At 68.6% G+C, this 493-nt stretch carries 1 protein-coding gene; it reads right to left on the reverse strand.

The features are described 5' to 3' along the window. Positions 1-493, reverse strand: a 493-nt coding sequence (locus tag P3H15_RS54515; protein ID WP_276144902.1) for an IS701 family transposase, incomplete at both ends; no start/stop codon positions are given.

The following is a 493-nucleotide window of genomic DNA, read 5'->3' on the forward strand; positions in this document are numbered from 1 at the left end:
GGTACTTCACCTGCCCGTAGGCCTCGTCCGCGGTGACCCAGGAGAAGGGGACCTGAGCGCCCCGGGCGCGTGCGATCATGTGTTGCGCCAGTCTCGGTTTGGTGGCGAACTCGATGTCGTCAGTGATGCCGGCGGCGCGGCACCGGTCGCGGTCGGAGGTCCACGATTCGGGCAGATACAGCTCCCGGTCGATCAAGGCATGGCCGGCGCCGCTGGCGTAGGCGAGGAAGACTCCGATCTGGCAGTTTTCGATCCGCCCGGCGGTGCCGGAGTACTGTCGTTGCACCCCGGCCGAGCGGGTGCCCTTCTTGAGGAATCCGGTGTCGTCGACGACCAGTACACCGGCCGGATCGCCGAGGCGTTCGACCACGTAGTCACGCACATCGTCGCGGACGCCGTCGACGTCCCAGTCCGCGCGCCGCAGCAACCGTTGCATCCCGTCCGGGCTCACCTCGCCGGCCCGCTCGGCGAGGGTCCACCCGTTCTTGCGTTC

This window comes from Rhodococcus sp. T2V (assembly GCF_029269925.1).
Classification (GTDB): domain Bacteria; phylum Actinomycetota; class Actinomycetes; order Mycobacteriales; family Mycobacteriaceae; genus Rhodococcus_F; species Rhodococcus_F koreensis.